Source organism: Mycobacterium sp. E2989 (assembly GCF_001667595.1).
In the GTDB taxonomy this organism is placed as follows: domain Bacteria; phylum Actinomycetota; class Actinomycetes; order Mycobacteriales; family Mycobacteriaceae; genus Mycobacterium.
In genome coordinates, this window is sequence record NZ_LZJX01000023.1 from 58,161 (window position 1) to 79,964 (window position 21,804).

At 67.4% G+C, this 21,804-nt stretch carries 25 protein-coding genes; 11 read left to right on the top strand and 14 right to left on the bottom strand.

Going from position 1 to position 21,804, the window contains the following annotated elements:
* Window positions 1-34: 34 nt before the first annotated feature.
* The 7 genes from A5680_RS05880 to A5680_RS05910 are packed head-to-tail and all read right to left on the bottom strand — an operon-like array spanning window position 35 to window position 5,701.
* The gene (locus tag A5680_RS05880; protein WP_082970276.1) at window positions 35-793 is read right to left on the bottom strand and encodes an acyl-CoA dehydrogenase family protein; all 759 of its coding nucleotides are present in this window, start codon (window positions 791-793) and stop codon (window positions 35-37) included.
* 60 nt (window positions 794-853) lie between these two features.
* The gene (locus tag A5680_RS05885) at window positions 854-1,942 is read right to left on the bottom strand and encodes an acyl-CoA dehydrogenase family protein (protein WP_067817198.1); all 1,089 of its coding nucleotides are present in this window, start codon (window positions 1,940-1,942) and stop codon (window positions 854-856) included.
* The gene (locus A5680_RS05890) at window positions 1,939-2,373 is read right to left on the bottom strand and encodes a nuclear transport factor 2 family protein (protein WP_067817202.1); all 435 of its coding nucleotides are present in this window, start codon (window positions 2,371-2,373) and stop codon (window positions 1,939-1,941) included. The genes A5680_RS05885 and A5680_RS05890 overlap by 4 nt, the downstream gene beginning before the upstream one ends.
* The gene (locus A5680_RS05895) at window positions 2,345-3,577 is read right to left on the bottom strand and encodes an amidohydrolase family protein (protein ID WP_067817204.1); all 1,233 of its coding nucleotides are present in this window, start codon (window positions 3,575-3,577) and stop codon (window positions 2,345-2,347) included. The genes A5680_RS05890 and A5680_RS05895 overlap by 29 nt, the downstream gene beginning before the upstream one ends.
* A gap of 3 nt (window positions 3,578-3,580) precedes the next feature.
* Window positions 3,581-3,904: a hypothetical protein gene (locus A5680_RS05900; protein ID WP_055401998.1), complete on the bottom strand. Its 324-nt coding sequence runs from the start codon at window positions 3,902-3,904 to the stop codon at window positions 3,581-3,583.
* Complete coding sequence (locus tag A5680_RS05905; RefSeq protein WP_055402000.1) at window positions 3,888-5,165, bottom strand: aromatic ring-hydroxylating dioxygenase subunit alpha; 1,278 nt, start codon at window positions 5,163-5,165, stop codon at window positions 3,888-3,890. Before A5680_RS05905 ends, A5680_RS05900 begins: the two co-directional genes overlap by 17 nt.
* A 14-nt stretch (window positions 5,166-5,179) precedes the next feature.
* Entirely contained in the window at window positions 5,180-5,701 is a 522-nt protein-coding gene (locus tag A5680_RS05910) for a carboxymuconolactone decarboxylase family protein (protein ID WP_055402001.1), read from the bottom strand.
* Between the two features lie 433 nt (window positions 5,702-6,134).
* Here A5680_RS05910 and A5680_RS05915 point away from each other — a divergent pair, with 433 nt between their 5' ends.
* The 9 genes from A5680_RS05915 (at window position 6,135) to A5680_RS05955 (ending at window position 13,774) form a co-directional block, all read left to right on the top strand.
* Window positions 6,135-7,433, top strand: coding sequence for an amidohydrolase family protein (locus A5680_RS05915; RefSeq protein WP_067817206.1), 1,299 nt, complete (start codon window positions 6,135-6,137; stop codon window positions 7,431-7,433).
* A gap of 108 nt (window positions 7,434-7,541) precedes the next feature.
* Window positions 7,542-8,708 (top strand): acyl-CoA dehydrogenase family protein, encoded by a 1,167-nt coding sequence (locus A5680_RS05920; RefSeq protein WP_067817336.1) that lies wholly within the window; start codon window positions 7,542-7,544, stop codon window positions 8,706-8,708.
* The gene (locus A5680_RS05925; RefSeq protein WP_067817209.1) at window positions 8,705-9,514 is read left to right on the top strand and encodes an enoyl-CoA hydratase/isomerase family protein; all 810 of its coding nucleotides are present in this window, start codon (window positions 8,705-8,707) and stop codon (window positions 9,512-9,514) included. The genes A5680_RS05920 and A5680_RS05925 overlap by 4 nt, the downstream gene beginning before the upstream one ends.
* Before the next feature lie 4 nt (window positions 9,515-9,518).
* A complete protein-coding gene (locus A5680_RS05930; protein WP_067817212.1) occupies window positions 9,519-10,667 on the top strand; it encodes a thiolase family protein in 1,149 nt (382 codons plus the stop codon).
* Window positions 10,668-10,785: 118 nt separating this feature from the next.
* Window positions 10,786-11,400, top strand: a complete 615-nt coding sequence (locus A5680_RS05935; protein ID WP_067817215.1) for a TetR/AcrR family transcriptional regulator — start codon at window positions 10,786-10,788, stop codon at window positions 11,398-11,400.
* Complete coding sequence (locus A5680_RS05940; RefSeq protein ID WP_067817218.1) at window positions 11,397-11,903, top strand: hypothetical protein; 507 nt, start codon at window positions 11,397-11,399, stop codon at window positions 11,901-11,903. The genes A5680_RS05935 and A5680_RS05940 overlap by 4 nt, the downstream gene beginning before the upstream one ends.
* Before the next feature lie 111 nt (window positions 11,904-12,014).
* Complete coding sequence (locus A5680_RS05945) at window positions 12,015-13,286, top strand: cytochrome P450 (RefSeq protein ID WP_055402013.1); 1,272 nt, start codon at window positions 12,015-12,017, stop codon at window positions 13,284-13,286.
* Entirely contained in the window at window positions 13,283-13,471 is a 189-nt protein-coding gene (locus A5680_RS05950; protein WP_067817220.1) for a ferredoxin, read from the top strand. Before A5680_RS05945 ends, A5680_RS05950 begins: the two co-directional genes overlap by 4 nt.
* Before the next feature lie 69 nt (window positions 13,472-13,540).
* A complete protein-coding gene (locus A5680_RS05955) occupies window positions 13,541-13,774 on the top strand; it encodes a DUF1330 domain-containing protein (RefSeq protein ID WP_231633779.1) in 234 nt (77 codons plus the stop codon).
* A 5-nt stretch (window positions 13,775-13,779) separates the two neighbouring features.
* On the opposite strand, the gene A5680_RS05960 is transcribed toward A5680_RS05955, so the two are convergent.
* The 7 genes from A5680_RS05960 to A5680_RS25055 all read right to left on the bottom strand — a co-directional run bounded on the left by A5680_RS05960 (window position 13,780) and on the right by A5680_RS25055 (window position 19,936).
* Entirely contained in the window at window positions 13,780-13,980 is a 201-nt protein-coding gene (locus A5680_RS05960; protein ID WP_007168596.1) for a ferredoxin, read from the bottom strand.
* 10 nt (window positions 13,981-13,990) lie between these two features.
* On the bottom strand, window positions 13,991-15,196 hold the full coding sequence (locus A5680_RS05965) for a cytochrome P450 (protein WP_067817221.1): 1,206 nt from the start codon (window positions 15,194-15,196) through the stop codon (window positions 13,991-13,993).
* A gap of 113 nt (window positions 15,197-15,309) precedes the next feature.
* Entirely contained in the window at window positions 15,310-16,122 is an 813-nt protein-coding gene (locus A5680_RS05970) for an NAD(P)-dependent oxidoreductase (RefSeq protein ID WP_231977572.1), read from the bottom strand.
* Window positions 16,119-16,934: an NAD(P)-dependent oxidoreductase gene (locus A5680_RS05975; protein WP_067817222.1), complete on the bottom strand. Its 816-nt coding sequence runs from the start codon at window positions 16,932-16,934 to the stop codon at window positions 16,119-16,121. Before A5680_RS05975 ends, A5680_RS05970 begins: the two co-directional genes overlap by 4 nt.
* On the bottom strand, window positions 16,931-17,812 hold the full coding sequence (locus tag A5680_RS05980) for an alpha/beta hydrolase (protein ID WP_067817223.1): 882 nt from the start codon (window positions 17,810-17,812) through the stop codon (window positions 16,931-16,933). Before A5680_RS05980 ends, A5680_RS05975 begins: the two co-directional genes overlap by 4 nt.
* Window positions 17,809-19,464, bottom strand: coding sequence for an OB-fold domain-containing protein (locus A5680_RS05985; RefSeq protein ID WP_067817226.1), 1,656 nt, complete (start codon window positions 19,462-19,464; stop codon window positions 17,809-17,811). The genes A5680_RS05980 and A5680_RS05985 overlap by 4 nt, the downstream gene beginning before the upstream one ends.
* Before the next feature lie 148 nt (window positions 19,465-19,612).
* Window positions 19,613-19,936, bottom strand: a complete 324-nt coding sequence (locus tag A5680_RS25055; RefSeq protein WP_082460000.1) for a hypothetical protein — start codon at window positions 19,934-19,936, stop codon at window positions 19,613-19,615.
* Window positions 19,937-20,115: 179 nt separating this feature from the next.
* Here A5680_RS25055 and A5680_RS05995 point away from each other — a divergent pair, with 179 nt between their 5' ends.
* Both A5680_RS05995 and A5680_RS06000 read left to right on the top strand, forming a co-directional pair.
* Window positions 20,116-21,036, top strand: coding sequence for an NAD(P)-dependent oxidoreductase (locus tag A5680_RS05995; RefSeq protein ID WP_067817229.1), 921 nt, complete (start codon window positions 20,116-20,118; stop codon window positions 21,034-21,036).
* A 9-nt stretch (window positions 21,037-21,045) separates the two neighbouring features.
* Window positions 21,046-21,789 carry a hypothetical protein gene (locus A5680_RS06000; RefSeq protein ID WP_067817232.1) on the top strand — a complete coding sequence of 248 codons (744 nt, stop codon included), beginning with the start codon at window positions 21,046-21,048 and terminating at the stop codon, window positions 21,787-21,789.
* The last annotated feature ends 15 nt before the right edge of the window (window positions 21,790-21,804 follow it).

Below are 21,804 nucleotides of genomic sequence, written 5' to 3' on the forward strand. Positions count from 1 at the left end.
CGCAGTCTACGCGCAGCTTTGCGGTCCCGTCCGGCTAGAGCTGGGCCAGCCGCGGGGCGGACCCGTTATCCAGCAACGCCTTTCCCGCCTCCCGGGTCAGTTCGCGCGCGCTACCCAGCAACCCGTCCAGGATCAGCGACCGTTTGACGTGGTGGTGCAGCGGATGCTCGGCGGTGAAGCCGATCCCGCCGAGTACCTGCTGGCAGTGCCGGGCGGCGGTCAGCGCGGCCTGGCCGGCGGCGGCCTTGGCCAGCAGCGAGGCCAGGCCATCGTGGTCTTGGGACTGCGCCGCGACGTGCAGGGTCGCTTCGGCGCCCTCGATCGCGACGAGCGTCTCGGCCAGCCGGTGCCGGATCGCCTGGAACGAGCTGACATGCCGCCCGAACTGGACGCGATCGAGGGCGTGGCGGCGGGCCAGCGACAGCATGGCCCGGCTCGTGCCCAGCAACCACCAGCCCAGCGCGCGCCGCCCCGCATCCAGCGCGGCCGGCGGCAACGAATCGCCCCGCGAGGCGCGCCGCAGCGGCAACGTCTCGTCGACCGCCGAGCCGGCGAAATCGTCGCGGTCCCAGATGACCCAGGAGTCGCCGGCGAACGGCAGCGGCGGGGCGCCCCCCGGCGCGCCGCCCGTCGCCCGCAGCACGACGTCGTTGAGCACCGGGGCGTGCGCGCCCGTCTCGCCGAGCAGCCGGAACACCAAAGGGATTGCGGCATTGGGCATTTCGTCCAGCATGTCGTGCCAGCCCAGGTCTTTCAGTGCCGCATCGAGCTTGGCCCCGGATGCGGCGGTCATCGTCGTGCGCAGCGAACCTTCCAGGAGGCGCAGCGACTCGGGATCCGTCGACTCCACGGTTCACTCCTTCCCGAGGTCGAGCAGCCGGCGGGCGATGATGTTGCGCTGGATCTCCGCGGTGCCGCCGTAGATGGTCGCGGCGCGCGAGTACAGGTACTCCGACCGCCACGGCGTGTCGTCCAGCTCGAGCGCGCCGGGCAGCAGGTCGCGGACGGTGTCGTAGAGGCGCTGCTCGGCGCCGCCCAGCAGCACCTTGTCGATGGACGTGTCCGGCCCCAGCCGCGCACCGTCGCGCAGCCGGTGCTGGGTGTCGCGGGATCGGCAGCGCAATGTGTGCAGCGCCAAATATGCTGCGCCAAGGCTGGATTCGTCGGTATCGGATGCCTGGGCGATGAGTTCGTCGAACCGTGAGTACAGGTAGGCGATGCGTTGCCAGAAGCAGGTGGAGCGCTCATACGGGAGCAGGTCCATCGCGAGTTTCCAGCCGTCGCCGGGCCGGCCGAGCATCCGGCTGGACGGGATCACCACGTCGTCGTAGTACACCTCGCAGAACTCGTCCACGCCGTGCATCGTCCGCAGCGGCCGGACCGTGATGCCCGGGGTGTCGAGGTCGACGAAGAACGCGGTGATCCCGTCATGGCCGGGCGCGGTGCGGGTGAGCAGGACGCAGCGCGTCGAGAATTGCGCGAAACTGGTCCACACCTTCTGCCCGCTGACGATCCAGTTGTCGCCTTGCTGCGTTGCGCGGGTGGTCAGCGAGGCGAGGTCGCTGCCCGATCCCGGCTCGGAAAAGCCCTGGCACCAATGCTCTTCGCCGCGCAGCAGCCGCGGCACCATCTCGGCGGCGAGCTCGGCCGGGGCGTAGTCGATCATCGTGGGTGCGAGCACCTCGAGCATCGAATAGGGTCCGGGTTCGGCGAGTCGGCGACCGACCACCTCTTCGCCGACGATCGCGCGCAGCACCGCGGGACCGCCCAACCCGCCGACTTCCGTGGGCCAGCCGTAGCGCATCCAGTCGGCGTCGTACAGCGCGCGACTGACCCTGGCGAACTGCCGCATGTGGCCCTGCAGCGAGTGATCCGCCCCGGGCGTCAGGTCGTTGTCGCCGAGCCACGCGCGCAAACCCGCGCGGAACTCCTCGACATTCACGGTGTGGGACGGCCGACGGCGTGCGGGCGCCCCGAGTCGTGCACGCCGCTGCGCCGGATGAACGTCATCGCACGGGTTTTCAGCCGCCAGCCGTCGGTGGTGCGGGCGTAGGTGTCGCGGTAGTAGCCGATCCGCATGTCATGCGTGGCGTGGTCGATGAAGCACAACGGCTGGGTCCCGCTCGCGGAATCGCCGTCGATGTTTTCCACCAATGCGGTTCCGGTGAGGAACAACCCCTTTGGGGCCGCCGCCACCAGCTCGGGAAACCTGTCCAACTTATACGTGGAGCCGAATGCGCTGTAGGTTCCGTCCGGGGTGAAGACGCCGATGAGCCCGTCGATGTCTTCCTGGGTGATGGTGACCGCGTAGCGGGCCAGCAGCTGCTGAATCTCGACCAGGTCGTCAGTTCGAGTTGGCTGATTTGTCGACATAGACCTTGCCGCCTTTCATGACAAAGCTCACGTTCTGGGTAACGGTGATGTCTTCCAACGGGTTTCCGGGCACCGCGATGATGTCGGCGAGCTGGCCCGCCGCGAGCCGTCCGCGGTCGGTCGAGTTGATCAGCTCGGCCGCGGTCACCGTCGCCGCCCGCAACACCGCCAACGGCGGCAGCCCCCAATTGACCAGGGTGACCAGCTCGTCGGCGTTGCGTCCGTGCGGGATCGCGGGCGCATCGGTCCCGACCGCGATCTTCACGCCGGCTTCATAGGCGGCCAGAATGGACGTCCGCGCCTTGGGGAACATCTCGGCGGCCTTGGCCCGCAACTCCGGCGGCGCGTGCGAGACGTCCATCGCGTCTCCGTCGGCCAGGCGCCGGGTACTCACCAGGAAGGTGCCGTGCTCGACCAACGACGCGATCGCGTCGTCGTCGATCAAGAAGCCGTGCTCGATGCAGTCGATGCCGGCGTCGACGGCGTGCATGACCGCCTCCGCGCCGTGCGTGTGCGCGGCCACCCGCAGGCCACGCCGGTGCGCCTCGTCGACGATCGCGCGCAGCTCCTCATCCGAATAGTGTTGCGCGCCGGGCGGTCCGGTCAGCGACATCACGCCGCCCGAGCAGCAGACCTTGATCAGCTCGGCGCCGTGTTTGATCTGGTAGCGCACGGCCTTGCGGATCTCGTCGACCCCGTTGGCGATGCCTTCCTCGACGGTCAGCTCCAGCGCGTGGGGCGCGAACGCCGCGAACATCGTCGGGTCCAGGTGTCCGCCGGTGGGAGTGATCGCATGCCCGGCCGGCACCACGCGCGGGCCGTCGATCCAGCCCGCGTCAATGGCGTTGCCCAGCGCGACATCCAACAGGTACCCGCCGGTCTTGACGAACAGGCCCAGGTTGCGCACGGTGGTGAATCCGGCTCGCAGCGTGCGCCGCGCGTTGCCGACCGCGCGCAGCACCCGCGTCGGCGGGTCATCCTGAACCTGTGAGAGCCCGGGCTTTTCGCCGCGGCCCCCCATCAACAGGTTGACCTCCATGTCCATCAGCCCGGGCAGGAGGATCTGGTCGCCGAGGTCCAGGATTTCGCCGTCGGGATCGCCCCCGACGGCGACGATCCGGTCGCCCTCGACCTGCACCACGCCGGGCCGCAGGATCTCGCCGGCGTCGACGTCCAGCAGCCCCGCGGCCTTGAGTGTCAGCACCTCTCAGATCACCGGTTCCTTGATGCACTCCACCCAGGCCGCGCCGCTGTCGGGCACCCGCGCTTGTTTCCACGCCTCGATCGGAAACGACACCATGACAAGCGACTGCATCATGTGCATGAGCGTCTGTGCGTCCTCGGGCAGATCGTCGAGTGGGTAGTTGTCACAGTAGGCGATCACGTCGTTGAGGCGCGGGAATGCCGCGTCGTAGAACGCCTGCATTTCGGCCATCGTCGAGGCCAGCCGCTTGGCGTAGCGCTCGGGTTCGGTGGCCAGATCCCAGTCCAAATAGGGTTCGAGATCGGCGAATTCAGACGGTAGCGCCATTGCGCTGGTACTCCTTCACATAGTCACCGGTCGTCTTGTGCAGATGGCGAATCAAGACCTCCTGGTCGCACAGCAGGAACTCTTTGACGGCCCGGGTGCCGATCATGGTCTGGGTGGCTTCCAGCGTGTTGGCGTCCTGCAGCGCGTACTCTTTGAACGTCACGGCTGCCAACTCCTGGGCCAGGCGTTCCCGCGCGTTGCGTGGCGGCACGAAGTACAGCGTGCATTCGAAGATGTGCTTGTCGACCGCGGTCGGCCAGTAGTGGTAGGTGAGGAACCAGCCCGGCTCCCAGATCAGCAGCATGAAGTTCGGGTAGAAGAGCCACGAGTCGATGCCCCACTGCGGCACCCGTTTCACGTTGACACCCGGTGGCAGCTCGAGGTTTTCGATGATCTCCGGCTTGTCCCAGGGGCCGAACAAGCCGCTGCGCAACACCTGGTCCATCGGCTTGACCATGGACATGTCCGACGGCGGCGCCTGACCACCCCACGTCGACTGCAGGTTGTGCGGGCCGGCCAACTCGTAGTGCAGCGCCTCGTAGCCGTACTTCTGGATCTTGGCGGCTTCTTCCTTGGTGTACTGCCCCTGGTGCAGTATCGGCGCGTGGTAGAACTCGACGAACGCGTCGATGAACAGCTTCCAGTTGCTGCCGACCTCGGCCCGGTAGGAGTAGGTCTCGGTCATCTCGCCGAAGGGGTAACCCTCGATGCTCTTGGCCAGCGGACCGAGGTAGTCGGTGAGCGGCGCCGCGTTGTCGTCGAAGTTGATGAAGATGAAGCCTTCCCATACCTCGCAGCGGACGGGTGCGAGGCCGAAGTTGCCCTTGTCGAGGTTGAAGAACTCCTCTTCCTGCTGGACGAAGGTCAGGTCGCCGTCGAGGCTGTACCGCCAGGCGTGGTACTTGCAGGTGAACTGGCGGCAGGTGCCGGAGGTCTCCTCGTTGGGGAAGTCGTTCCACACCAGCTTGTTTCCGCGGTGGCGGCAGACGTTGTGATAAGCCTTGACGGCCCCGTCCTTGGTTTTGACGATGATCACCGATGTGCCCTTGCCGGCAGACGGCAGTTCTCTGGTGAAGTAGCTGCCGGTGCGCGGCAGGCGATTGACCCGGCCGACGTTGAGCCAGGTCTTCCTGAAGACCGCCTCGCGCTCGGCCTCGAAGAACGCCGGATCGATCGAGTCGGTGTAATCGACCGGTGCGGTCCCGAGTTCGGGATAATTCTCTGTCCAGCTGCCAGCGGCCGGCTTCGGGAAGTGGGGCAACGTTCTTACCTCTCTTATCGTTGCTGATCGGCGTGTTCGAGCTGCACGCCAAAAGTGTTGAAGGCCATGGCCAGCGCGGCATAGCAGCCGACGGTGAATACGAAATCCATCCGCTGCTGGTCGTCCAGGCGTTGGCCCAGCGCGGCCCATGTCTCGTCGGACAGCTGCGATTTCTCCTCGAGCTCGTCGACGCCGGCGATCACCGCGCGATCGAACTCGTCGGCGGCCTCGCCCCGTCTCACCGCGGCGATCTCGTCGTCGGTGATTCCCTCGTCCTTGGCCATGCGGACGTGGTGCGACCACTCGTAGGCGCAGTCGCGGCGATGCGCGACCCGCAGGATGGCCAGTTCGCGGATCCGCGGGGGCAGCGTGGACGAGGTCAACAGGTGAACGTTGAACCGCAGAAACGCCTTGGCCAGCGCCGGGTGGTGGGCCAGGGTGGACAGCGCGTTGTTGGACTCCGCGCCGCGCATCGCCGAGAGCGCGTTGTGGGTGGCCTCGTCCCACTGATCAGCCGGCAGCGGCGGCAACCGCATCCGTGCTCCCCTCTCGCCATCCTCCCGGCCACCTCTCGGTCAAGGAGAATCGTATTCTCATTTCCAACCAATAGAGTTGCATGAATCGCGCGGCCGGTCAATGCCGCCGGTCGGGGGCCGGTCCGGGGGTGGATGCTGGGCGCGCCGGCGGCGGTCGCGGCGCGCTTTTTGCAGCGCAAACGGCGGCGAACGGACCGCGTTACCCCGACACGCGGCGGCCGCCCCAGCGCGGCGCCGCTCCGGGCCGGGCAATTTGGTGGCGGCTTCCGCCGCTGCTCAGATGACGAACGCCGGTCGCGGTGTGTGCTGGATGTTGATTCTCGCCTGGCGAGAAGATAGTTTTCATTTTAGTGATCTTGGCACGGGACAGCGATTCGCCGAGGCCGCGTGGGAGCGGAATCGAACAGACGGACCCGATGGAAGGGCAACGGCCATGAACAAAGAAGACATGATGCTGATCAGCGTGGACGACCACACCGTCGAGCCGCCGGACATGTTCAAGAACCACCTGTCGAAGAAGTACATCGACGACGCGCCGCGGCTGGTGCACAACGCCGACGGCTCGGACATGTGGAAGTTCCGCGACACGGTGATCCCGAACGTCGCGCTGAACGCGGTCGCCGGTCGGCCCAAGGAGGAGTATGGCATCGAGCCGACGGGGCTCGACGAGATCCGACCGGGTTGCTACAACGTCGACGAGCGCGTCAAGGACATGAACGCCGGCGGCATCCTGGCCTCGATCTGTTTCCCGTCCTTCCCGGGCTTTGCCGGGCGGCTGTTCGCCACCGACGACCCGGAGTTCTCGATCGCGCTGGTGCAGGCCTACAACGACTGGCACATCGACGAGTGGTGCGGGGCGTACCCGGCGCGTTTCATCCCCATGGCGATCCCGGTGATCTGGGACGCCGAGGCGTGCGCCGCCGAGGTGCGTCGCGTCTCCAAGAAGGGTGTGCACGCGCTGACCTTCACCGAGAACCCCGCCGCGATGGGCTACCCCAGCTTTCACAACGAATACTGGAACCCGTTGTGGGAAGCGTTGTGCGACACCAACACCGTGATGAACGTCCACATCGGGTCCTCGGGCCGCCTGGCGATCACCGCGCCGGATGCGCCGATGGACGTGATGATCACACTGCAGCCGATGAACATCGTGCAAGCGGCGGCGGACCTGCTGTGGTCGGCACCGATCAAGAAGTACCCCGACCTCAAGATCGCCCTGTCCGAGGGCGGCACCGGGTGGATCCCGTATTTCCTGGAGCGGGCCGACCGCACCTACGAGATGCACTCCACCTGGACGCACCAGGACTTCAAGGGCAAGCTGCCCAGCGAGGTGTTCCGCGACCACTTCCTGACCTGCTTCATCAGCGACAAGGTCGGCGTGGCCCTGCGCAACATGATCGGCATCGACAACATCTGCTGGGAAGCCGACTACCCGCACAGCGACTCGATGTGGCCGGGCGCGCCCGAAGAGTTGTGGGACGTGTTGAGTATCAACAACGTTCCCGACGACGAGATCAACAAGATGACGTACGAGAACGCGATGCGGTGGTATTCGTTCGACCCGTTCACGCACATCTCACGCGAACAGGCGACCGTCGGCGCGCTGCGCAAGGCCGCCGAGGGGCATGACGTGTCCATCAAGGCGGCGGGCCACGAAAAGGACTCCCGGGGCGGCTCGTCCTTCGCGGAGTTCGCGGCCAACGCGAAGGCCCTCACCGGCAACACGGACTAGCGGTCCCGTTCCCCGCAAGCAGACGCAGAATCGCACTGTGTGGGCCGCAATCGTGCGATTTCGCGTCTGCTCGCGCTCAATGGAGGTGTGCCAATGCCCGGCGATGGCATGAACTTCGAGCTGACCGATGACCAGGAGCTGATCCGGCGGTCGGTCGCCGAGCTGGCGAGCAAGTTCGACGACCAGTACTGGATGGAAAAAGACCAAGCGCACGAATTCCCCGCCGAGTTCTACCAGGCCATCGCCGACGGCGGCTGGCTGGGCATGACGATTCCCACCGAATACGGCGGTCACGGCCTCGGGATCACCGAGGCCACCATCCTGCTCGAGGAGGTCGCCAAATCCGGCGGCGCCATGAACGCCGCCAGCTCGATTCACCTGTCCATCTTCGGCATGCAACCGGTGGTGGTGCACGGCTCCGACGAGCTCAAGGCCCGCACACTGCCCAAGGTCGCCACCGGTGAGGTGCATGTCTGCTTCGGCGTCACCGAACCCGGCGCGGGGCTCGACACGTCGCGGATCACCACCTTCGCCAAACGCGACGGCGATCGCTACATCGTCAACGGCCGCAAGGTCTGGATCTCCAAAGCGATGGAGTCGGACAAGATCCTGTTGCTCACCCGCACCCAGAGCTACGACGAGGTCACCAAGAAGACGGACGGGATGACTTTGTTCATCACCGATCTCGACCGCAGCCGCGTCGACGTCCGGCCCATCCGCAAGATGGGCCGCAACGCCGTCAGTTCCAACGAGTTGTTCATCGACAACCTCGAAGTACCCGTCGAGGACCGGATCGGCGAGGAGGGCAAGGGTTTTCAGTACATCCTGGACGGCCTGAATCCGGAGCGCATGCTGATCGCCGCCGAGGCGCTCGGCATCGGCCGGGTGGCGCTGGATAAGGCGGTGAAATACGGCAACGAGCGCGAGGTCTTCGGCCGCCCCATCGGCATGAACCAGGGCCTGCAGTTCCCGCTCGCCGACTCGCTGGCACGGCTCGACGCCGCCGAGCTGATGCTGCGCAAGGCCACCTGGCTGTACGACAACGGCAAACCCTCTGGGCGCGAGGCGAATACGGCGAAATATCTGTGCGCCGACGCGGGCTTCGCCGCCGCGGACCGGGCGTTGCAAACTCACGGCGGCATGGGTTACGCGGAGGAGTACCACATCACCCGCTACTTCCGCGAGGCCAGGCTGATGAAGATAGCGCCGGTCAGTCAGGAGATGATCCTCAATTTCCTGGGATCCAACGTCCTGAAATTGCCGAGGAGCTATTGAGCGCGACCGAGGGGGGCGTGCTGCTGTCGGATGACCGCGACGGGGTACGCACGCTCACCCTCAACCGGCCGCGTCGTAAGAACGCGATCAACCCCGGGCTGTGGGTCGCGTTGCGCGACGCCCTGCACGCTGCCGGCCACGACCGCACCGTCCGCGCGCTGGTGATCGCCGGAGCCGGCGGCAGTTTCTGCTCGGGCGCCGACATCTCGGTTCCCGACGACACCCATCCGAACTACAAGCTGCAGCGCCTGACCGACGTGGCGCTGGCCCTGCACGAGCTGGCGATCCCCACGGTCGCCAAGGTGACCGGAGTGGCCGTCGGCGCGGGATGGAACCTCGCGCTCGGCTGCGACTTCGTGGTCGCCACACCGGAATCGACGTTCTGCCAGATTTTTTCCAAGCGGGGCCTGTCGATCGACCTCGGCGGTTCCTGGCTGCTGCCCAAACTCGTTGGCCTGCAACAGGCCAAGCGGCTCGCGCTGCTCGCCGAGACGATCGACGCCCAAGAGGCGCACGCCCTGAACCTGGTGACGTGGGTGGTGCCGGGCGAGCAGATCGACGGCTTCGTCGACGACCTCGCGGGCCGCCTGGCGGCCGGACCCCCGATCGCGCTGGCCCACACCAAGGCCCTGCTGAACGAGGGCGCGCACGGCTCCATGCGCGACGCGCTGGCCAACGAGGCCCGAGCGCAGGTCGGCAATTTCGCGACGGCGGACGCGGCCGCGGCGTATGCCGCCTTCGCGCAGCGGCGGGAGCCGTCGTTTACTGGCCGGTGGACGCTATCGAAATCCAAGGATGCGGAGTAGGGACATGCGGGAAACAGTCATCGTCGAAGCCGTGCGCACCGCGGTGGGCAAGCGCAACGGCGGCCTGTCCGGGGTGCATCCCGCCGACCTGTCCGCCGTCGTCCTCAACGAACTGCTGGAGCGCGCCGGTGTCGGCCCGGAGATCGTCGACGACGTGGTCTGGGGGTGTGTGTCTCAGGTCGGGGACCAGTCCAGCAACATCGGCCGCTACGCGGTCCTGGCCGCGGGCTGGCCCGAGACCATCCCGGGGACCACCGTCAACCGCGCGTGCGGGTCCAGTCAGCAGGCGCTCGACTTCGCCGTGCAGGCGGTGATGTCCGGCCAGCAGGACGTCGTCGTCGCCGGGGGCGTCGAGGTGATGAGCCGGGTTCCCCTCGGTTCGGCCAGGGCGACCGGCATGCCGTACGGCCCGAAGGTCCTCGCCCGTTACGACGACTTCTCGTTCAACCAGGGGCTGTCGGCGGAGATGATCGCCAAGAAGTGGGGATTCTCCCGCACCCGGCTCGACGAATACTCCGCAGAGTCCCACGAACGGGCCGCCGCGGCCCAGGACGCGGGCGCGTTCACCGATCAGATCGTTCCGGTGTTCACCGATGACGAAACCGTCGTCGCCGCCGACGAGGGCGTGCGGCGGGGCACCACGGTCGAGAAGCTGGCCGGACTCAAGCCGGCGTTCACCGAGGACGGCGTGATCCACGCGGGCAACTCCTCGCAGATCTCCGACGGCGCGGCCGCCCTGCTGGTGACGACGGCGGAGATGGCGGTCGAACTGGGGCTCACCCCGCTGGTGCGTTACCTGGCCGGCGCGGTGACCGGGGCGGATCCGGTGCTGATGCTCACCGGGCCCATCCCCGCGACCGAGAAGGTGCTGAAGAAGGCCGGCGTGCCGCTGGCCGAGGTGGGCGTGTTCGAGGTGAACGAGGCCTTCGCGCCGGTGCCGCTGGCGTGGATCGCCGAGACCGCGGCGGACCCCACCCTCATCAACCCGCTCGGCGGCGCCATCGCGCTGGGGCACCCGCTGGGCGCGTCCGGGGCGGTGTTGATGACCCGGATGGCGCACCACATGCGCGCCAACGGGATTCGCTACGGGCTGCAGACCATGTGCGAGGGCGGCGGCACGGCCAACGCCACCCTGGTCGAACTCGTGGGCTAGCTCCGGCGAGGCCCACCGCGAGAAAACGGTCCCTGGGTGACCCTTGTCACAGCGGCCCAACTAACCTACTGTGTGTTCACTAGGTTGGTTCGTCCCGCCCGTTGGTCAAAGGAGTCCGGTGCCAGACGCACGGCCATACGACACGTTGCTCGCCAAAGGCGAGGACCGTAAGCAGCGCATCCTCGACGTCGCGCAACGGCTGCTCACCCGCAACGGCTGGCGCAGCACCACCCTCGCCCAGATCGCCGGCGAGGCCGGCGTCACCCCCGCGGGCCTGCTGCATCACTTCGAATCCAAAGAGCAGCTGCTGCACGCCGTCCTCGATGCCCGCGACCTCGACGACGACCTGCACGCCGACCGGACCGGCGATCTGTTCGCCCAGATCGCCCAGGTCGCGGACCGGTTCAACCGGGCACCCGAACTGGTCGGAACGTTCACGGTGCTGCTCGTTGAAAACGTCCTTCCCGACGCCCCGCTGCACCATCGGATGCTGGCCCGGCATCGCGCGGCGACCGACATCGTCGCCGACCTCATCCGCCGCGGGCAGGCGGATGGCCGGTATCGCACGGACATAGACCCCGCCGTCAAGGCGGTGGAGATTCTCGCCTTCGTCCACGGAATGGAAACCACATGGTTGCTCGATCCATCGATACCGCTAACCGAGGTGTTCAAGCAGTACGCCGAGACACTGGCGCGGGACTTCGCCCCGCAGACGAGCCGCGCGGCGACATGAGGTACCGGCTCGACGTGGTCGCGGCGACCGTCGTCGACGTCGTCCGCTTCGCCGGCGGCTGGCTCTTCGACCGGTCGATGGCCGGGTGGGACGTCACGGTCCTCGTCGCTGACCATCCGGACGACCGGCCGCTGCAGATCCTGGGCGCCCGGGTGGTCGACCTCGAACAGGCCCTGGCGTCGGTGCAATCCCGCCCCCGTCCGCAGGCCCTGGCGGCCGCGGCGGACCTGTTCGGGTGCGACTCCCGCGTGCGCCAAGGGGTGTTGCAGGCCCTCGATCACGGCGTCACCGAGGTCACGCTGTGGGGGGAGAACTGGCCGGCCGAGCTCGACGACAGCGTCGGCCTGGTGCAGCACCGGCTGAGCATGGCCGCCCACACGTTCAAGGCCCAGGCCCTGGCCGCCGCCGCGCTTCCGCACGCTTCCATCGGCCATGTCGAGACGTTCCGCAGCGGGCTGCTGGCCTGGCCGTCGGTGGCGGCGGATCTGGTTCCCGCGAGCTGACACCGGCATCCCACGCGCCGACCCCTCGTTGACGGCCAGGTTGCCGTATGGAAATGTAATACTCATCTGCGAGAGGCGCGTTCTCACTAGCCGAGATTCAAGGAGCGGGAGATGGCGAGCGAATTCTCCGAGTTGGACTTCTTCCGCGGCACCGAGCTCATCGAAGACCCGTACCCCTACTACGAGGCGCTGCGCGCGCAGTGCCCCGTCACCCGGGAGAGCCATCACGACGTCACCATGATCACCGGCTGGGACGAGGCCTGCGCCGTGCTCAACGACGCCGAGACGTGGTCCTCCTGCATCTCGGTGACCGGCCCGTTCCCCGGCTTTCCGGTGCCGCTGGAGGGCGACGACATCACCGAGCTGATCGAGCAACACCGCGACGAATTGCCGTTCAGCGACCAGCTGCCCACCCTCGATCCGCCCACCCACACCAACCACCGCTCGCTGCTGATGCGGTTGATCACCCCCAAGCGCCTCAAGGAGAACGAGGACGCCATGTGGGTGTTGGCCGACCAGGTGCTCGACACCTTCCTGGCGCCCGGGCACGGCGACTGGATCAAGGGCTTCGCCGGGCCCTTCACGCTGCTGGTCATCGCGGACCTGCTCGGCGTGCCCGAGGAGGATCGCGACAAGTTCGTCAAGGGCATCCGCGACAACTCGGGTGGCGGCGTCGGGGGCACCAAGGGCTCGCTGGCACACAGCCCACTGGAATTCCTCTACGGCCTCTTTTCCGACTACGTCCGCGACCGCCGGCGCGAGCCGCGCGACGATGTGCTGACCGGTCTGGCCACCGCCACCTACCCGGATGGCTCGACCCCGGAGGTCGAAGACGTGGCCCGGGTCGCCAGCAACGTGTTCTCGGCCGGCCAGGAGACCACCGTGCGGCTGCTGGGCGCGGCCTTGCAGACCCTCGGGGAGCGGCCCGACATCCAGGCGCAGTTGCGCAAGGACCGCAGCCTGATCCCCAACTTCATCGAGGAGTCGTTGCGGCACGAGAGCCCGGTCAAGGGCGACTTCCGGTTGAACCGGGTGCCCGTCAATGTCGGCGGCGTCGACCTGCCGGCGGGGACCACCGTGATGGTGGTGCAGGCGGCCGCCAACCGTGATCCCCGCCGCTTCGAAGACCCGACCACCTTCGACCCGGCCCGCAAGAACGCCCGTCAGCACATCTCGTTCGGGCGAGGTATCCACAGCTGCCCGGGCGCGCCATTGGCCCGCGCCGAAACCCGGGTGGCGATCGAGCGCCTGCTCGACCGGACGTCCGACATCAGGATCAACGAGAAGGTCCACGGGCCGGCGAATGACCGCCGGTACCAATACGTTCCGACCTACATCCTGCGCGGGCTGACCGAGCTGCACCTGGAGTTCACCCCGGCATGAAAGTCACGGTCGACGACCAGCGCTGCCGCGGCCATGGCGTCTGCACGACGCTGTGCCCCGAGGTCTTCAGCCTCACCGACGATGGTTACGCCGAGGCGATATCCGCCGACTTGCCAAGCGAATTCGAAGCGGCAACCCAGGAGGCCATCGAGTGCTGTCCTGAGCAGGCCATCAGCAAAATCTAATCCAGTCAAGGAGATTCAGTGGCGAAAGGTTACGTCATCCTCACGGAGGCCATCAAGGACCCGGAGGGCATGAAGGCCTATGGCAAGGCCGCCGGTTCGGCGATGGCCGGTGCCACCATTCTGGCGGTGGACACCGCGCCCAAAGTGATCGAGGGCACCTGGCACGGCGACCAGACCGTCGTGCTGGAATTCGAATCGGTGGACGCCGCGCGCGCCTGGTACGAGTCCGAGGGGTATCAAAAGGCGGCGAAACTGCGGCAGGCGGCGGCCGACTGCAACGCCGTCATCCTCTCCGGCTTCTGATCGTCCTACTCGCCGACGATCGAGATGGCCTGCCGAGGGCACTGACGCACGGCCTCGCGCACGTCATGCTCGTTTTCCGGGGTGACCTCTTCCTGCAACACCGTCAGCATGTCGTCGTCGCCGAGCAGGAAGATCTCCGGATTGATGCCCATGCAGACGCCGTTGCTCTCGCAGAGTCCCCAATCGACTTCGATTTTCTTTGTCACGGCAACCCCCTTACCGAAGTACCTTGACGGGCACGTTCTTCCAGCCCGCGACGTTTTGCATGGTTACCCGTTGGCAGCCCGCCCAGTCCACCTCGTAGCGCGGCATGAAGTCGAGGAGCCGCTCCAGCGCGATCCTGCTTTCCATGCGGGCCAGCGCCGCCCCGAGGCAGCTGTGGATCCCGTAACCGAGCCCGAGGTGCTGGGCCTCGGTCTGGTCACGCTCGATGTCGAAGGTGTCGGCGTCGGTGAAGGCTTCCGGATCGCGGTTCGCCGCGGCGCCGCAGAGAAACACCGGCTTGCCCGCAGGGATCACGCCACCGCTGACGTGTGCCTCCTTGAGCGTGTAGCGGACGTTGTACTGCACCGGTCCCTCGTAGCGCAGCAGCTCTTCCACCGCCCCGGGGATCTTGTCGCGGTCCTCCTGTAGCTTCTGCCACTGGTCGGGGTGACGGGCGAAGATCACCGCCGCGTTGCCGAGCAGTTTGGTGACGGTCTCGGCGCCCGCACCGCCGAGAAGGGTTGCGAACCCGCAGATCTCGATGTCGTCGAGCTTGCGCAGCTGCCCGTCTTCGCCCGGGACCTCGGCAGCGATCAGGCGGCTGATCATGTCGTCCTGCGGTTCCTGGCGGCGCTCCTGCACCAGGCCGAAGTAGTACATCGCCGTGTCGATGTTGGCCTGCATGCCGGCTTCGCTGATCTCGATCTGGCCCGGCTCGTGGGACAGGCTGGTGTCGATCCAGTGGCGCACCTGCTGGCGGTACTCCTCGGGCACCCCCGCCATCCGGGTGATGACCTCAACCGGGAACGGTCCCGAGAAATCCTGCACGACATCGAAGTTTTCCGGGTCGGCGGCACCCAGGTATTTTTCGATCACTTCGATGACGGTGTCGCGCTGCGATTGGATCGCCCGCGGGGTGAACGCCTTGTTGAGCAGGCTGCGCATGTGGCGGTGCTCCGGGGGATCCATGAAGATGATCGACTTCTGCTCGGGAGCGATGCCCTTGCGCACCATCGCCAGGTCGCAGCCGCGCGCCGAGGAGTACGTCTCGAAGTCCTTGAACGCCGCCGCGACGTCCACGTGACGGGTCAGCGCGTAGAAGTCCTCCTTTTCGTCGTAATACAGCGGCGCGTCCTCCCGCATCCGCCGGTAGATGTCGAACGGATTGTTGTAGTAGTCCTCGGAGTACGGATCGAAGACGACCTTCGGTTTTGTCACTGATTCTCTCCTCAGCGGCGAGGGCGGGCTGAAACCGTTACAGCGGAGTGGTTGACTGTAAAGGTAACGGTAATACCTTCGTGACGAACCGGAAAGACCGAAACGCGAGCATTTCAAACCCCCTTCGGCGCGGTCGTCCTGGATCCGAAGGCCTTGATGACGTGGTTCAAGGCACCCAGATCGCCACCGAGTTCCTCGGCGACCCCGCGCACCACGCTCACGTCCTTGTTCACGAATTCGCCGGCAACCTCGATGAACGACGCGACGGAACCGCCCGCCGCCACCATGCTCAGGACGCGGCTGCTCGCGCTGCCGTGCGACAGCGCGCCCAGCAGGGTCGGCTCCGGCACGCCGAGCAGCTCGCCCAGCCTGACGGATTCCGCGAGCAGCCCGATGTGACCGGCGAACAAGGCGTTGTTGACCAGCTTCACCTTCTGGCCGCAGCCGCGCGGACCGACGTGCAGTACGGGATCGCCGTAGCAGTCCAGCACGGGGCGCACCCGCGTCACCGCGTCGTCGGCACCGCCCACGAACAACGTGAGCAGGCCGGCGGCAACATGCTGCGGGCCCCCGCTGACCGCGGCGTCGACGACGTCGACGTCGTTGGCGCGCGCGGCGACGGCGTCGATGGTCGTCGGGCTCACGGTGGTGTGGATGATCAGCGCCGAGCCGGGCGACATGGCGCGCAGCAGCCCGCCGTCCAGGCAGACCTCTCGCACCTGTTGATCGGTGAACACGCAGAGCACCACGACGTCGGCGTGCGCACCCGCCTCGGCCGGCTCGCCAACGGCCCGCGCGCCGAGCCGTTCGAGATCGCGGCGCTTGCCCGCGGTCCGGCCCAGGGCGACGACGTCGCATCCGGCCGCTGCCAGCCGGGCCACCATCGGCCCGCCCATTCGCCCCGCACCGACGAACCCGACCCTCATCTCGGATGTCCCATGAGGGCAAGCGCCGCGTCGGCCGTGTCCAGCACGGCGCCACCGCTGGCCCCGGCTCGGTCGGCCAGGTCCACCACCAGGCGGACGTCCTTTTGCAGCAGCGTCGCGGCCACGGCGGCTAGCCGCTCCAACCCGCCGATGCCGCCAAGGGCGTTGAGCGCGAAGCTGTTCCCGCTGCTGCGTGACACGACTTCGGTGAGACGGCCCGGATCGACGCCCAGCGCGCCGGCCAGCGACAGCGCGGAGGCCGCCGTGGCGAGGTGGGCGGTGAACAAAAGGTTGTTCAGCAGCTTGGTGGTCTGCCCCGAACCCAGCTCACCGAGGTGGACGATCGGGTCGGCGTAGGTGGCGAAGACCGGGCGGCACCGCTCGACCACGTCGGCGTCCCCGCCGACCATCACCAGCAGGCGCCCTTCGGCGGCCGCCTGACCACCGCCGCTCACCGGCGCGTCGATGACCGAAACGCCTTGGCTCGCGGCCCGGTTCGCCAGGTCCCGGCAGGTGTTGGGGTGCACGGTGCTGTGCACCGCGATCACCCCGCCGGGCCTCATCGCCGACAACAGGCCTCGCTCGCCCCCGGCGAGCTGTTCGACGTCGGCATCGCCCACGACGCACAGGCAGACCAGATCGCTGGCCGCGCCGAGCTCGGCCGGGGACTTCGCGACCTTCGCCCGCGTGTCGGCGAATGCCTCGAGGGTCTCGGGCCTGCGCGCCCATAGCGTCGTCTCATAACCGCCCTCGACGATCCGCCGCGCCATCGGTCCGCCCTGGCTGCCCAGCCCGATGAATCCGACTCTCATCCGGCCTCCCGATCGGGCTCGGCCGGCCGCGCACCCACGCATTCCTCTACGAAGGCAAGGACATTCGCGTGGTATTCGGGGGCGGCGTGCCCCAGGCTGATGTTGTGCCCGGCCCCCGGCTGTCTGTGCACGACGAATCGCGGCGCCGCGGAAAACAAGGCGCTGATCTCCGTCACCGCCGAATCGTCGGCCTGCCAGACCTTTTCGTGCTCGGCGATGCTGAAATGCACTGGGACGCGAACGGCGGGTGCGAGCTCCGGGAAGGTTTGGCGGGCCCAGTTCGACACCATCTGGTCCTCGTAGGCCGGCGCCGACGGGGAAACCGTTGCGCCGCCGAGGACCTCGGGCGGGTACAGCTCCTCCGGGCTCCACAGCAGCCCGCGCATGCCCGGCGGGCGGCTATCGCGGGTTGCCGTTCTCAGTATTTCCCGAGCGGCCGGGTGATAGTGCCGGCCCGTGCCCGCGAGCTCGATGCCCAGCAGGTCGGCGCCGCGCGCGTCGGCCGCCATCCGCATCGTCAGCTCGCACCCACCCGAATGGCCCCACACGAATAGGCCGGCGCCGCTTGAGCGTTCGCCGAGGATGCGGTCGATCGCCCCATACGCCAGGTTGACGCGTTGCTCGCCCTCGGCCATCGCCTCGGGATACGGCGCCGAGCTGCCGTAGCCGGGACGATCGAGCGCCACCACCGTGAATCCGGCCGCCGCACCGGACCGCAGCAGGGAGTAGCCAGGGTGGCCCGGGCAGTCGAAATAGACGGCGGTGGTGCCGCCGCCGTGGATGGCCACGATCACGGCCTTGGGTTGATCCGCTTCGCAGACGAGCGCCGACATCGGCACGCCGTCGACGATCACCAGCCGGGGGCGCGGCGGCGTCATGCGTCCGCCCGCAGCAGGAGCACGCCGCTGGGAGTCAGGCCCCCGCTGCTGACCACGCCGACGCGGGCATCGACGACCTGGCGGTCGCCCGCCTCGCCGCGGAGTTGGCTGATGGCCTCGTGCAGGAGACCCATGCCGTGCGTGCGACCGTGCGAGAGTTGGCCGCCGTGGGTGTTGAGCGGTAACAGGCCGTCGCGCGCAATGTTCTTGCCGCCGTCCAGGAATTCCTTGGCCTCACCGATCCCGCAGAAGCCCAACGCCTCGATCCACGACAGGCAGTTCATGGTGAAGCCGTCGTAGAGTTCGGCGACATCGACGTCGGCAGGCCGCAGCGCAGTCCGCGTCCAGACGTGCGCCGACTGGCCCAGCACCTGCGGTTCGTGGGTCAAAGTGCTTTGATCCCAGTCGATTCGCTCAACGATCTGGGTGCCCACCGCCTCGACCAGCACGGGCCGCTTGGCGAGGTCACGAGCGGCGTCGACGGCGGAAACGATGACGGCGATCGCGCCGTCGCACGGCACGTCGCAGTCGTAGAGACCGAACGGTGTGGTGATGGGCCGGGCGTTCAGGTAGTCGTCCATGGTCATCGGGGAGCGGTAGATGGCGGTCGGGTTGAGTTCGGCGTTGGCGCGCTGGTTCAAGGCGATCCAGCCCAGCGTCTCCTTGGTGGTGCCGTAGCGGTGAAAGTGCCGCTGCGCGTTCATCGCCAGGGTGTGGGCCGCCGAGGTGGCGCCAAAGGGCATCTGCCAGCCCGACATTCGGCCCATCGACGGGGTGATCTTGCCCTGCTTCATCAGCTCGGCGTGGGTGGCCTCCCACAGCGTCCGGAAGCACAGCACGTGCCGCGCCAATCCGCACGCGACAGCCATCATGGCCGCGATCACCGAGCCGCCCGGGCCGAACGTCTCCATGGCGCCGTTGTGCCAGGTGGGCCGGATTCCCAGCGCGGCCTCCAGGGCGGTGACGCCACCTTCGCCCATGCCCGCGACCGTCATCGCGCCGGGGTAGGTGGACAGGCCGTCGATGTCGGCGTAGGTCAGCCCGGCATCGGCGATCGCCGCCTCGCACGCTTGCACCGTCAGCGCCAGCGGGGGCTGCATCAGCCGGCGCCCGATGGGTGACATCCCGATCCCGGTCAGCGCGACCTTGTCCTCGAACTTCTCGGCGGTCAGCATCGGCCGGACGTTTTCGCCGAACCGTTCGGGCGCGATCTCGTCGGCCGGCAGAGGAGCGGGTTCGGCGCCTTGCGAGGGCCGAAACAGGGGGAACCAGACGTCCTCGACCTGTTCGAAGACGACCTCCATTTGTTGGCCCAGCTCGAGCCGCTCGGGATCGCACTCCACGATGTTGGTGGTCAGCCGGACACGCGGATCTTCGGCAATGGCCACCTGCGCGATGACGTAGGGCGCCGGCAACCCGGGCAAACTGAACCGCTCGTTGATCGTGAACCCGGCCAGCGTTCCCTTGCCGGAGACCGCGCGCACTCCCACATCCAGTGAGCGGCAATAGCGACATATCGGCGCGGGTGGATGGATCAGCGATGCGCAGCTATTGCATGCCTGCAGCCGCAGCGTGCCGTCGGCGCCCGATGCCCAGAAGAATTCGTTGTCCTGCGTGATCAGGGGCAGGGGGCGTCGCGGTGCTGCTGACACGTCACCTCCGCGAGTCGAACGGCCCGGCTGCTACTTGGTAGGGCCGTTATACGAATCGGAGAATTACGTTATCACTTCCCGGCAGGCGCGATCGAGACAGTATCGGCGCTAGCCGTCCGCAGGCGTTGGGCGCCGCCGGTAATACCGGTCAGTAGGGCACCCAGGTGCCGGTGAAATAGGTACCCCATTGGTGAAAGCCGGCATTCCACATCGGTTCGTTCGGTGACCACCATGGCCGCGGCGGTGGCGGCGGCGGCACATCCTGTGCGGCGAACGGCGGCGAGTACGCCGGCGGAGGGGTGTACCAGTCCGCTAGGGCCGGTGGCGGCGTGCACGTCCGGGTTGCCGGATTGAACGACATGTTCGGGTCGCAATCCGCCGAGCTGATCCCCGGCGTCACCATCACAGTGACCGCCGTCGCTACGAACGCGATCGCTATGACGGCGATCAGGCGAGCAATAAACCACCTCATGGTGTGCCTCCCGATGGGCCATCGTGACCCTGGCGGGTTCAGTTTATTCCGTTGAGACCGCCACGACCATGGCCAAAAAGGTCGCGGAACCCGGCCGGCCGCAGGCGAGATTTCCTTTCGCCCGGGCGTTATGCTGCCCAACGGCTTATCAAGTACTTCACACATTGTCGGAGGGCTGATTGCTCGACGCGGAGAAGATCCTGATCACCGGGGCGACGGGCAAGATCGCGTTTCCCGTCGCGCGCGCCCTTTCGTCATCGAACGAGGTATGGGGCGCCGCGCGCCTCAAAGACTCCGCCGGTCGCGAAAGGTTGGTCGCCGCCGGTATCAAGCCCCTCGCGCTGGATCTCGGGGCGGGCGATTTGGCCGGCCTTCCAGACGATTTCACCTACGTCTTCCATGCCGCGGTGGACCCCGGTGCGGACGATTGGAACCGCTGCCTCGAAACGAACGCGCAGGTGTCCGGCGAGCTGCTCTACCACTGCCGTACCGCCAAGGGTTTCGTGTTGTGTTCGACCGGCTCGATCTACGCGTACCAGGGACACCGTCCATTGACCGAGGCCGATCCGCCCGGCGTACCCCTGCGCGCGAATTACAGCTTCTCCAAGGTTGCGGCGGAGGCCGTGTGCACCTGGGTCGCCAGGCATTATCGAATCCCGCTGACCATCATCCGGATCTGCTCAACCTATGGGCCGCAGGGCGGCGCGCCCGCCGACCGCCTCGATGCGATGCTGGCGCGCAAACCAATTCGCCTACACCCCGACAAACCGAACAACTACAACCCAATCTATGAAGACGACTACGTCGAACTCGGCATCCGTGCGATGGAGGTCGCCGCGGTGCCGCCGGTGGTCGTGAACTGGGCCGGCAGCGAGACGGTCAGCGTCGAGGACTACTGCACGTTCATGGGGCAGTTGATCGGTGTCGAGCCGATCTTCGAATACACGCCGCAGGCGCATCCGCCGCTATGGCCGGATGTCACCCGCATGCACGAGGTGCTGGGCCGCACGAAAGTGCCCTGGCGTGAGGGATTCCGGCGCATGATCGCGGCCCGACACCCCGAAATCACGCTGCCGGAACACGATTCGACGAGGGCTTGAGGTCGCGCCATGCAGCTTCCCGGCACGCCATCGGACGAGGTCGGCGAGATCCTCGCCGCCGGACGTGGCGACATCACAACGCTGTTCGTGTCCATGGCGACCCGCCATCCCGACGGACGAGACGCCGAGTACCTGTACTGGCACACCCTCGACCACCGGCCGGAGCAGCACCGGTTGGCCGCGGTGCGCGCCTCGTTGCGGTTGGTGTCGACGCCCGCCTGCCGCTCCGCCCGGGCGATCGACGGGGGACCGTTGGACGCGGTCGACCACGTGATGACGTACTTCTTCACCGACCCGGCCGGACTGCGCGGATTCAACGAGCTGTCCACGGCACTCGGGAACGCCGACCGTAAGATCCCGCTGCTGCCGCCCGTCGAGCGCGGAGTTTACGAGGTGCAGAGCAAGGCGGCCTCGCCCCGGGTCAAGGTCGGGTCGGACGTCCTGCCCTGGCTGCCCGTGCGGGGCGCGTTCGTGTTGGTCGAGCGGGGATCGGCGGCGACGGACCCGCTCGTGGAGGTGGCCGGCGTCGCGGGCGTCTGGTCCGCACTCTCGCGGCTGGTCGACGCGAATCTGGCCAGCGCCCAAGGGGGGCAGTCCATCACGTATTGCTTCCTCGACGACGACCCGGTTGACACCGCCATCCGACTGGGTCCGGTGCTCGCGGCCCGCTGGGCGGACCCGGGTGTCCAACCCTTGTTCGCCGCACCGTTTTTCACGGTGGTGCCGTTCGAGTGGGACCGGTATGTGCCGTAGCGGGGCCGCCTGGCC

What these genes read in the sequence shown, in the direction of transcription:
- A5680_RS05970 (WP_231977572.1), bottom strand. Translation starts at nt 16,122, where the DNA reads ATGAGGGTCGGGTTCGTCGGTGCGGGGCGAATGGGCGGGCCGATGGTG.
- A5680_RS05880 (WP_082970276.1), bottom strand. Translation starts at nt 793, where the DNA reads ATGACCGCCGCATCCGGGGCCAAGCTCGATGCGGCACTGAAAGACCTG.
- A5680_RS05975 (WP_067817222.1), bottom strand. Translation starts at nt 16,934, where the DNA reads ATGAGAGTCGGATTCATCGGGCTGGGCAGCCAGGGCGGACCGATGGCG.
- A5680_RS05950 (WP_067817220.1), top strand. Translation starts at nt 13,283, where the DNA reads ATGAAAGTCACGGTCGACGACCAGCGCTGCCGCGGCCATGGCGTCTGC.
- A5680_RS05945 (WP_055402013.1), top strand. Translation starts at nt 12,015, where the DNA reads ATGGCGAGCGAATTCTCCGAGTTGGACTTCTTCCGCGGCACCGAGCTC.
- A5680_RS05955 (WP_231633779.1), top strand. Translation starts at nt 13,541, where the DNA reads ATGAAGGCCTATGGCAAGGCCGCCGGTTCGGCGATGGCCGGTGCCACC.
- A5680_RS05940 (WP_067817218.1), top strand. Translation starts at nt 11,397, where the DNA reads ATGAGGTACCGGCTCGACGTGGTCGCGGCGACCGTCGTCGACGTCGTC.
- A5680_RS05980 (WP_067817223.1), bottom strand. Translation starts at nt 17,812, where the DNA reads ATGACGCCGCCGCGCCCCCGGCTGGTGATCGTCGACGGCGTGCCGATG.
- A5680_RS05915 (WP_067817206.1), top strand. Translation starts at nt 6,135, where the DNA reads ATGAACAAAGAAGACATGATGCTGATCAGCGTGGACGACCACACCGTC.
- A5680_RS05910 (WP_055402001.1), bottom strand. Translation starts at nt 5,701, where the DNA reads ATGCGGTTGCCGCCGCTGCCGGCTGATCAGTGGGACGAGGCCACCCAC.
- A5680_RS06000 (WP_067817232.1), top strand. Translation starts at nt 21,046, where the DNA reads ATGCAGCTTCCCGGCACGCCATCGGACGAGGTCGGCGAGATCCTCGCC.
- A5680_RS05890 (WP_067817202.1), bottom strand. Translation starts at nt 2,373, where the DNA reads ATGTCGACAAATCAGCCAACTCGAACTGACGACCTGGTCGAGATTCAG.
- A5680_RS05920 (WP_067817336.1), top strand. Translation starts at nt 7,542, where the DNA reads ATGAACTTCGAGCTGACCGATGACCAGGAGCTGATCCGGCGGTCGGTC.
- A5680_RS05930 (WP_067817212.1), top strand. Translation starts at nt 9,519, where the DNA reads ATGCGGGAAACAGTCATCGTCGAAGCCGTGCGCACCGCGGTGGGCAAG.
- A5680_RS25055 (WP_082460000.1), bottom strand. Translation starts at nt 19,936, where the DNA reads ATGAGGTGGTTTATTGCTCGCCTGATCGCCGTCATAGCGATCGCGTTC.
- A5680_RS05900 (WP_055401998.1), bottom strand. Translation starts at nt 3,904, where the DNA reads ATGGCGCTACCGTCTGAATTCGCCGATCTCGAACCCTATTTGGACTGG.